The organism is Aureimonas ureilytica DSM 18598 = NBRC 106430, assembly GCF_000382705.1.
In the GTDB taxonomy this organism is placed as follows: Bacteria; Pseudomonadota; Alphaproteobacteria; order Rhizobiales; family Rhizobiaceae; genus Aureimonas; species Aureimonas ureilytica.
In genome coordinates this window covers 1-9,293 of record NZ_ARQE01000033.1, presented here as the reverse complement: position 1 = coordinate 9,293, position 9,293 = coordinate 1, and the positions used below count along the sequence as shown (strand labels likewise).

General features: G+C 58.1%; 9 protein-coding genes and 1 tRNA gene. 9 read left to right on the top strand and 1 reads right to left on the bottom strand.

Going from position 1 to position 9,293, the window contains the following annotated elements:
• From B146_RS29460 to B146_RS29315, 9 genes are all read left to right on the top strand, one after another.
• On the top strand, nt 1–1,137 hold a 1,137-nt coding region (locus tag B146_RS29460), incomplete at its 5' end, for a DEAD/DEAH box helicase (protein ID WP_019999065.1).
• Nucleotides 1,134–2,186 carry a DNA-methyltransferase gene (locus B146_RS28120; protein WP_019999064.1) on the top strand — a complete coding sequence of 351 codons (1,053 nt, stop codon included), beginning with the start codon at nt 1,134–1,136 and terminating at the stop codon, nt 2,184–2,186. The genes B146_RS29460 and B146_RS28120, both read left to right, overlap by 4 nt.
• Nucleotides 2,183–2,527: a DUF6511 domain-containing protein gene (locus tag B146_RS0124220; protein WP_019999063.1), complete on the top strand. Its 345-nt coding sequence runs from the start codon at nt 2,183–2,185 to the stop codon at nt 2,525–2,527. Before B146_RS28120 ends, B146_RS0124220 begins: the two co-directional genes overlap by 4 nt.
• Complete coding sequence (locus tag B146_RS0124215; RefSeq protein ID WP_019999062.1) at nt 2,527–2,946, top strand: deoxycytidylate deaminase; 420 nt, start codon at nt 2,527–2,529, stop codon at nt 2,944–2,946. The genes B146_RS0124220 and B146_RS0124215 overlap by 1 nt, the downstream gene beginning before the upstream one ends.
• 354 nt (nt 2,947–3,300) lie before the next feature.
• A complete protein-coding gene (locus B146_RS28795; protein WP_081631129.1) occupies nt 3,301–5,736 on the top strand; it encodes a bifunctional DNA primase/polymerase in 2,436 nt (811 codons plus the stop codon).
• 276 nt (nt 5,737–6,012) lie between these two features.
• The gene (locus B146_RS0124195; protein ID WP_019999058.1) at nt 6,013–6,501 is read left to right on the top strand and encodes a VRR-NUC domain-containing protein; all 489 of its coding nucleotides are present in this window, start codon (nt 6,013–6,015) and stop codon (nt 6,499–6,501) included.
• Between the two features lie 40 nt (nt 6,502–6,541).
• Entirely contained in the window at nt 6,542–7,507 is a 966-nt protein-coding gene (locus B146_RS0124190) for a hypothetical protein (protein WP_019999057.1), read from the top strand.
• 751 nt (nt 7,508–8,258) lie between these two features.
• Nucleotides 8,259–8,333: transfer RNA gene (locus B146_RS0124185), tRNA-Trp, on the top strand.
• A gap of 241 nt (nt 8,334–8,574) precedes the next feature.
• On the top strand, nt 8,575–8,712 hold the full coding sequence (locus tag B146_RS29315; RefSeq protein WP_019999056.1) for a hypothetical protein: 138 nt from the start codon (nt 8,575–8,577) through the stop codon (nt 8,710–8,712).
• 400 nt (nt 8,713–9,112) lie between these two features.
• On the opposite strand, the gene B146_RS29635 is transcribed toward B146_RS29315, so the two are convergent.
• The coding region (locus tag B146_RS29635) for a hypothetical protein (protein ID WP_205753721.1) at nt 9,113–9,293 on the bottom strand (181 nt) is incomplete at its 5' end.

The following is a 9,293-nucleotide window of genomic DNA, read 5'->3' as shown; positions in this document are numbered from 1 at the left end:
CCCCTTGCCGTCGCATCGCAGATCGTTCGAGAGGCTGAGAAGTTTGATATCTCATGCCACCACGTGAAGTCCCAAGCCGATGTTGCTCCAGGCATCAATGTCACGAACTACCAAAAGATCGAACATTTCGATCTGAGCGAGTTCGGCGGCGTCGTTCTGGATGAATCGAGCATCCTCAAGTCCGAAACGGGCCACTATCGCAGCGAACTGATCGCCGCCTGCCACAACATCCCATTCCGACTTGCTGCTACCGCCACCCCAGCACCCAACGATTTCATGGAGCTTGGCAACCACGCCGAATTTCTCGGTATCCTGTCTTACACGGACATGCTGGCAACGTTCTTCACGCACGACGGAGGCGACACCCAGAAGTGGCGACTGAAGGGGCATGCGGAGAACGAGTTCTGGCGTTGGATGGCGTCTTGGAGCGTGTTGCTACGCAAGCCGTCCGACCTCGGCTACGAGGATGGCGCCTACAATTTGCCACCGCTCGAGCAGGTCCACCATACCGTTTCCGCTTCGGGGGCATTGGATCTCCTGGGCAGTCAGGCAGTGACACTTCAAGATCGCATCAAAGCACGTCGTGAGAGCGTGAGTGATCGGGTTGCGATGGCCGCAGCCATGACACCGTCAGACCGGCCATTCGTTTGGTGGTGCAACCTCAACAGTGAAAGCGAAGCGCTCACGAAGGCGATCCCTGGCGCGATCGAAGTGCGTGGCTCCGACAAAGAAGACGAGAAAGAGAGAAAGCTCGTTGCGTTCTCGGAAGGGCGTATCCGCGTCCTCGTGACCAAGCCCTCCATCGCCGGCTTCGGCATGAACTGGCAGCACTGCGCGGACTGCGGCTTTGTCGGCCTCAACGACAGCTTTGAGCAAATCTACCAAGCGGTTCGCCGGTTTTATCGGTTCGGCCAGACCAATCCTGTCACGGCCCACTTCATCGCCGCGGAAACGGAGGGTGCTGTGGTCGCCAACCTCCGCAGGAAGGAGGCAGACGCCGACCGAATGGCAGCTGCGATGGTGCTGCACACGGCAAACATCAACAAGGCAGCGATCAACGCGCTCACCCGTGACCGAGCGAAATACTGCCCCACTGAACCAATGCGAATTCCCTCATGGATCGGAGCTGACGCATGACCACGCTAACCGATATGGTGATTAAGGCTGTAAAGCAGAGCGTCACTGACAAGTTCGCCATTTATCAGGGGGACAGCTGCGAACTAATTCGGGCCGTGCCGGGCGATAGCATTCATTTCGGCATCCATTCGCCGCCCTTCGAAGGCCTCTATAAGTTCAGCTCGTTTGATCGTGACATCTCGAACAACGAAGGGCCAGCATTCTGGGAGCACTACGCCTTCCTGATCCAGGAGCTATTGCGCGTTACGAAACCAGGCCGTCTTCACTCGGTGCACTGCATGCAGTTGCCGACGAGCAAGCGGCGTGATGGCTTCATCGGCATGCGCGACTTCCGCGGAGAGATCATTCGCGCCTATCAAGACGCAGGTTGGATCTTTCATTCCGAGGTTTGCATCTGGAAAGACCCGGTGGTCGCTCAGCAGCGAACAAAATCCATTCGGCTTCTGCACAAGCAGATCACGAAAGACAGCTGCATCAGCGGGCAGGGTCTCGCCGACTACATCGTCACATTCCGGAAGCCTGGAGAGAACGCGGAACCAGTCGAAGGGATGTTTGATGCGTTCATTGGGTCAGATGAGGCGGAAGGAGGGCTAGACGTCAGTCGCGACGCCTACGATCGGCATGCGGCAGCCACCCGAGCCGACGGGCGTACGCCTTGGAGCTTCGAGCAGTGGCGGTCCGTCTTCGTTTGGCAGCGCTACGCCTCGCCGGTTTGGAGCGACATCCGGCAAACACGAACGCTGCAATATCGTGGTGGTCGCGATGAGAAGGATGAGCAGCACATCTCGCCTCTGCAGCTCGATGTAATCGAGCGCTGCATTGACCTCTGGTCTTTGCCGGGGGAGACGGTTTTGACACCATTCTTGGGCATCGGCAGCGAGGTTTATGCAGCTGTAGAGATGGGGCGCCGAGGCGTCGGCTTTGAGCTCAAGCCGAGCTATTTCCGGCAAGCAGAAAAGAACATCAAGGCACTCGGAACACCCAAGCAGCCCGTCTGCGACTTGTTCGATTTCGCCAACGACAACAATCCGAAAAGGGACGTCGCATGAACGCCGTCTCACCCGATCTCGTCCCTGATATCTGCCACTGCTGCGGCTTTCGTGCGGAGGGTGCCGGTTTGGCACCCGAGCGCCGTGGCCAGCCTTTCCGATGGTTCTGCAAGGAGTGTCTTCTCATTTTGGACCGCATTCGCGATGCCCGGCGGCTGGACGCCTTCGAAGAGAAAGCCATTGATGGCGGCGTTGAGGCCGTTGGCGTCATGCTGACCGCTTTGGACAAGTTCGATCTATCCGAGATGTCCGAACTCGAGGCTCGCGAGATCGTGAAAGTCGCATGGAAAGGATGCGCTGATCGTCTTCGCGAACTGCTGCGTGAGGGGGCACCGTTCTGATGGAATGGGATGCTTACCTCATGGGGTTCGCGCGGCATGCGGCCCTCAAAAGCAAGGACAGCACCCAAGTCGGGGCCGTCCTGACCGACAACCGACGCGTCTTGCTCACGGCTTACAACGGCCCGCCATCGGGCGTCGTGGACTGCGATGAGCGGCGAGAGAGGCCGACGAAGTACCTGTTCGCCTCTCATGCTGAGGCGAACCTAGTCGCTTTTGCCGCGCGGTCGGGCGTCACGACGGCAGGCTCCACGATCTTTGTGACCCATCATCCGTGTGCATCCTGTGCCCGGTCCGTCATCCAAGCCGGCATTCAATGCGTCGTTGTCGGCGACGGCACGACATCCATGCCGGCCGAAGAATTCGAAGCCGCAGCCATCATGTTCGCTGAGGCTGGAGTGGAGGTGCGTCATGCGTCATGACGGAAAAAATCCAGTCGAGCGACGTGTCCTAGATGCGATTCCAGAAGATTTTGGGCCGAGGCATAGAAGAAGATGCAACGCGAATCGGAATGAATGGAATGTCGGTACGATCGAGTGTCGAAATGGCACGACGCAGTACAAGACTTACTGTTTGAAGTGCGGCGGAAAGAGCGGACCGCTGCCTCGCATGTTGCTTTCCCAACTCTCTGTTCAGGATCTTCAACCGATCTCAGTGCATGAGATCGCGCCCTGCGATCGCTGCGGTTCAACTGCCGGATCTGAGCTGCACCACTGGGCTCCTTGGCACTTATTCGATGACGCTGATCAGTGGCCGACAAGTTACCTCTGCCGCGAATGCCACATGGAATGGCATCGCAAGGTCACCCCTTCAATGGCAGCCAACGAAACCACGTTACGCAGGAGAGCATCATGACCGGTCCGTACGCATCCTGTGGCGCGACGCTCGTTGACATGGGATACAGCGCGATACCCATCATGCCCGCTTCGAAGCGGCCAGGCACTATGTCCCACGGAAATTGGTACGGGGACATGGACTGGTCGCGCTTTTGCGACCGTTTGCCGTCGGAGATTGAGACTGCGATCTGGTCACGATGGGCCGATGCCGGTGTCTGCGTGGCTCTGGATAAACGCCTGAAGGTCATCGATATCGACACAGACGATTACGAACTGCGAGAGGCGATCGAGTCTGTCTTGCCGACACCGCTCGTCAAAAAGAAGGGGCAGAAGGGGTATAGCGCTTTCTACCGTGGGTCAGACGCTATCGTCAGTCGCCCATATAACCTAATGCTTGCCGGTGGATTTGTTACGCGTGTGGTGGATCTGCTCGCTCACGGGCGACAGACGGTACTTCCGCCAACGATTCATCCTGACTCCGGCAAGGCTTATGAGTGGATCACGGACGACACGCTGATCGATACGGCTATCGATGATCTTCCGGAACTCCCAGATGACATTGCATCCAAGATCGCGGATGCGCTCCGTCCGTTCGGAGAAGTGCAAGATCATCGAGAGCGTGCAAGCCGCGGCGAGGATGTCTTCGGCGAAAGCATCTGGCGTGAGGTCAATAGCTTCGCCCTAGCCAACTTGGATTCATGGGTGCCGAATTTGTTCGGTTCGGACTGCAAGAGAAACCGTGATGGAACATACCGGGCGCGGGCATTCTGGCGCGGTGTCGACAACTTCAATGTTGGTATTCATCCCAGCGGCATCAACGATTGGGGTGCAACGCAAAGCTACACGCCGATTGATCTCGTCATGGCCGCAATCAACACCGGATACTTTGAGCCAGCGTATGAATGGCTTGTGAAACAAACCGGTTATAAGCCAAGCGATGATGATTGGACGGCCCGATACGTCGAAGTAGCAGAAAGGCTTGCTCGCAACTCGAAGGCAAAGAGGAATTCCCTCGAAGAGGCTTTGCAGCAGCCTGCAAAAGAAGATCGCGCGCCGAAGCAGGAAGTCGTTGAACCTGTTGCTGCCGTACCTGTTCGGGCTCCCCGGGGAAAAATCGACCCGTTCACGCCGAAAGCGGCTGGTGGGTTGATCGAGGCAATTGCGAATTGGTCTCTCGATAATGCCAGACGACCAGTGCCGGAATTCGCAATCCTATCCGCTACGGCGTTTGTTGCAGCAATGTTCGGGCGCCGAGTGGTCGGGCCGACAGGCGCGGGTATCAACCTTTATCTCATCGGAATTGCCGGGCCGGGGTTTGGTAAGGAGCACGCGCATAAATCGCTACAGACGCTCGCTCTAGACGCACAGATGTCTGAGCTCATAGGGCCGGGAGAGGTAACGTCGGGATCTGCCATTGAAAAGGTTGTCCGGCGCCGACCGTGTTTTGTCATGCCTTGGGATGAAATCGGCGTCGTTCTGCAGAGTGTCACGGGATCGGGCTCGTCGTCATGGGCTAAGACCATTCGAAAGGTGCTGCTTGAGATCTTCTCCAAAAGCACAAGCGTATGGAGCGGCAAGGAGCACGCCGACCCGACGCAGGACAGCAGCGCAACGCCTGTGCACTGCCCAACTGTTTCCATCCTTGGAATGTCAACGCCCACAACGTTTTATAAGGGATTGACCGAAGAAACGATGACTGACGGCTTCATTGCTCGTCTCATCGTGGTGGAGGCTAAAGAGCGCCCAGTTCGTCAGGATGCTGCGCCGTTGCTTGTGACGCCGTCATCGCTGATTGCTCATATCAAGAAAGCACGCGCAGATCTTCCTCGCCCAGCAAGCGGCAACATCCGATCTGTGAATATGGCATTGGATCGGCCGATACTCCATACGGTGCCTTGGGAAGACGAAGAGGCGGAGCGTCGGTGGCTGTCGATCGAGGATTGGCAGTACGAGCAGATTGAGGAACATGGTGCACACGACGGCCTGATCGGCCGAACAGCAGAGCATGTCGTGAAGCTGGCGACCGTTCGCGCTCTTAGTCGCCGGCCGTCGGATCCATCAGTCTCGATCGATGATGTGGAATGGGCTTACGCGTTCGTTCAGCGGTCGATCGATAGTCTGGAGAACGGGGCGCAGGAGCACATGGCGGGCTCGCAGTTCGAGGAACTGTGCAAGGCGATCATGCGCGAGCTTCGGCAAGCACCAGGGCTTGAGATGGCGCAGTCTCAACTCGTGCGCAAGCGCGGTATATCAAAGGCTGACGACCGCATGGTGAAGGCCGCCTTAGACCGCCTGACGGTGGCCGGTGATATCTACCCGCCGGAAGCGAAATCGCGCGGTTTGAGAATTCGGATCAAGACGGAAGAGGCGGCTTAGGCCGCCCTTTTTCTGTTGCAGAAATTTTTGCAACAGAAACCCGTTTTTGCAACATGATTGACATCTGTTGCATCTGTTGCAAACAAATGCATCCCCGTTTGCAACAGGAAGTCTTTGATTTTTATAGGGAGAATTTCTCTCTGTTGTAAATGTAAGCCCCTATCTCTCTACACCTAATATGGGGGTCTATCTGGAATGAAATATAAAACGTGCATTTTGCAATTGCCTGTCCGGCCACCAACCGGCGGACCAAAACCACCACCCCAGGAGACCGGCATGCCGCGTACAAAACAAACAACCCAGACCGTCCGCATCAATGGCGTCCGCACCATCCTGACGACGGCGAAGGATGGTACCGTGAAAGCCAAGCCGGCCGGAGCGCTTGAGTGGGAGCTACAAGCCGCCGCGGTACGTCGGCTCCGCTCCATGCCAGAGTACGGCAGGCGGTTCCTTCTGGCGGGCGACATGGCGGCGGGCAAACGAGGCCCAACCGCCCAGGCTCAAGCTGTCGCTACCGGCCTGACGCCGGGTGATCCAGACCTGCGGATCTACCTTGAGGGAGGCCAGTGCGGGTTCATCGAGTACAAGACCGACAAGGGCCGACTATCGAGTGCTCAAGTCCAGCGGCATGCGTCGATGCTGAGGCTCGGTCATCGGGTCGTGACGATCGCCGCGTCTTCGGAAACTGAATGCGCTGATCAAACCGAGAGGCAGGTGCGGCAATGGCTCGCCGCGAATGATAACAAGCTGGACAAAAGCCGATAATATACCATATACCATTCTGAGGAAGAACCTGAGGTGCGGTATGGCTAAGACAACTCGGCACGGCTCCATCGCAGATCAGCTGCAAGCTTTGCTGGCATACCGCAATCGTCCTGATGGCGTGGAAGAGGGCTGCTCCCAGACAAACGAGTTGCCCAGCCAGATCGGAACCAACTGGCAGATCGTGGCCGATAACGACAACGCCGTCAGCGACGCGGAAGGGACGAGGCTCGAACGCCTGCTTGAGATCACCCCTTCGATTCAGCAGATCGCCCGGTCACTGGCGGGGGTTGAGTTCGATGATCGAGGAAACCCGATCGGCGGAGACATCGAACGAGATGGCGAGGGACGCATCACCCGTTTGGGTCATCTGCAGTTCTCCGACGGCGGACAAACGGAGAAGGCGTTCAAGCTGACGGTGGACGGGAAGGTCGTCCAGTATGACCGGCGGCTGCCCGTCGGGGCTATGGTTGGCGCTCAGGAGCGCCTAACGATGCCGGCCGGAGGGGGCGGATCCCAGAGCGTCGGTAGCAATCGCTACTTCGCCAACATGCTGGATACTAGGGCTGCGCGGTTCGTCGCGGGCAAGCGAAAGCGGCGAACCGGCAGGAGCTACACGGCCCGTGAATCTGCTGAGATGCTGCGTGAGGCGACGGCCAATACGAACATGGCCAAGGTGACGTTCACGAAGTTCCCAGCGGGCCTGCCGTGTGGCACCCCCAAGGTAAGCGATAGCTTCCTCGGCATGAAGAAAACCACGTGCTCCGGCGGTGGTTCGGTGGGCTGGGAAGACCTGGCGTCGTCCATCGCTGAACGGGAGGTTTGGATGCGAGCTCTTGCCGATCTCTCGGATGCTGACCGTAAGACGCTGGCCGATGCGTCCAAGGCTCGGAGCCTTGCAGATATCGGGGGTCCAGGCGACAGGCGCGCGAGCGAGCGGCGTGGAATGCGCAGGTTGATGGCTGCAAACGACAATCTTCTCGCCGCTATGAAAAAAGCTGCTGCCTAGGGCCGCTTTTTGGGGTTCCCGCCACCTGTATAGGTGAGGGCACGAGCTGCCCAATCCCTTCGGTGCGCACCCTTATAGCGACCGACCCTAGGCCGCGTGCGAGCCATGGGTAACTCTCAAGCTGCAATCCATGATGGGCTCTGTCGGGCCGTTGCGCTTCTAGCTTTACCAATCCCTTGGCGCGGTTTCTCCTCCCGCCGCCTTGGGACCTGCGGCGGTCTCCCCTCGTGCGTTGAGGCCGCCGCGCTCCTTTTGCGAATACGCGAATGCAAACATTGACCTTAGACAGTTTGTGTAGTATCTACACAGCGTCAAAAGGGTCACAGACCACATACTTTCCAACGTGCATATACGAGAGAACGACCTATGGGCCTTATCACCCCGTGGGTCGTTTTCGTATGGAAACTAGACGTCGCGTGGGCGACGCCTAATCCAAGCGCCTTATCGGCGCTTTAGCATATCTCTAATCTGTAGAGCTGCAGCGATAGCTGTAGGTGTCGCCAGACAGAGTGTTAGCATGTCAAAATAGGTCACATGGCCTCCTTTCCAGCAAGCTGGGTTGAGATTGCCCTTATCATCAGGCTCCCTCAGTTGGACGGCATCAGGCGACATAGCCCACGCTACGAAATCTGAAACTCCTTCCGCCCACTGATGCTTGCGGCCACACCCTGACACAAACGCTGATTGTTCCGCAATCACTGCGTGATCGCCAAGCTATGGTGGGGCGCTAAGCCTACCCGTCTTCAATCAAGGGCGTATGGCCTAACGGTAAGGCGGCGGTCTCCAAAACCGCCGATGCTGGTTCGATTCCAGCTGCGCACCGCCACCATCCTATTGAGGAGATAACGGATGGACATGCCATCATTCTTGGCTTGGGCCGCAGCAGCCGGAACGGTTGTTCTTGTCGCCTATGCCGGGTTCACGCTCATCGCTTTCTGCTTCGCGTTGTCGGTTTGGCGTCGCATTCGCGCGAGCCATCGGGCGTTCGATGAGATGTGGTCAAGGCGTGTGGAGCACCCGCCGCGCCAGGCCCGCAATCGGCCTATCAGAGTCACTAGGAGGGATGCATGACCGCCAAGCTGGATCTCGTCGCGCTCTGCGACGCCTTTGAGCGCAGTAGCGTCAGCGATCAGATGAAGGCTTGGTGGCGCGCTATGCGGGCACGAGTTGCCGGCCCGTCTCTCGGCAGCATCTTCGGGCTGTGACCCACAAACGAAGCGATGAAGCCGAAGCCTACCGGCGGCTATATCGCACGGCCAGATGGCGGCGACTTCGGGAAGAGCAGCTGCGGCTGCATCCGTTGTGTCAGTGGTGCCTTGAGCGCGAAGACATTGAACCTGCAACGGAGGTTCACCATGCGATCCCGCACAGAGGCGACCTTGGCCTGTTCTGGTCTGGGCCATTCGTGTCAACGTGTTCGCCCTGTCACGGATCGCGAGGCCAGCGGGAAGACCGCGGTCAGACTGTGGTGACGTTCAGTTCTGACGGTTGGCCGGTGTGACTGAAATGCAACTGAAATTGGGTGGCATGGGTGGGGGTGGTGCAGAAGTGCAACACACTAGGGGCCGCGAACCCGTCGGGGTCTTTTCCGCGCACGTCCGCAATTCAAAAGTTGACCCCAAGATAGGGACGTAAGGCATGGCAAGGCCGAGAAATCCCCTCGGCAAAGCTAAGACCGAGGGCCGCGACCAGAAAGACCCTCAGCGCTTCAAAAAGCGGGCCGAACCGAGCAAGAATGGCCCCTTGGGCGCACCACCAGACTGGATGGGCGGCGAACAGAGGCTGG

What these genes read in the sequence shown, in the direction of transcription:
- B146_RS28120 (WP_019999064.1), top strand. Translation starts at nt 1,134, where the DNA reads ATGACCACGCTAACCGATATGGTGATTAAGGCTGTAAAGCAGAGCGTC.
- B146_RS0124220 (WP_019999063.1), top strand. Translation starts at nt 2,183, where the DNA reads ATGAACGCCGTCTCACCCGATCTCGTCCCTGATATCTGCCACTGCTGC.
- B146_RS0124215 (WP_019999062.1), top strand. Translation starts at nt 2,527, where the DNA reads ATGGAATGGGATGCTTACCTCATGGGGTTCGCGCGGCATGCGGCCCTC.
- B146_RS28795 (WP_081631129.1), top strand. Translation starts at nt 3,301, where the DNA reads ATGCCACATGGAATGGCATCGCAAGGTCACCCCTTCAATGGCAGCCAA.
- B146_RS0124195 (WP_019999058.1), top strand. Translation starts at nt 6,013, where the DNA reads ATGCCGCGTACAAAACAAACAACCCAGACCGTCCGCATCAATGGCGTC.
- B146_RS0124190 (WP_019999057.1), top strand. Translation starts at nt 6,542, where the DNA reads ATGGCTAAGACAACTCGGCACGGCTCCATCGCAGATCAGCTGCAAGCT.
- B146_RS29315 (WP_019999056.1), top strand. Translation starts at nt 8,575, where the DNA reads ATGACCGCCAAGCTGGATCTCGTCGCGCTCTGCGACGCCTTTGAGCGC.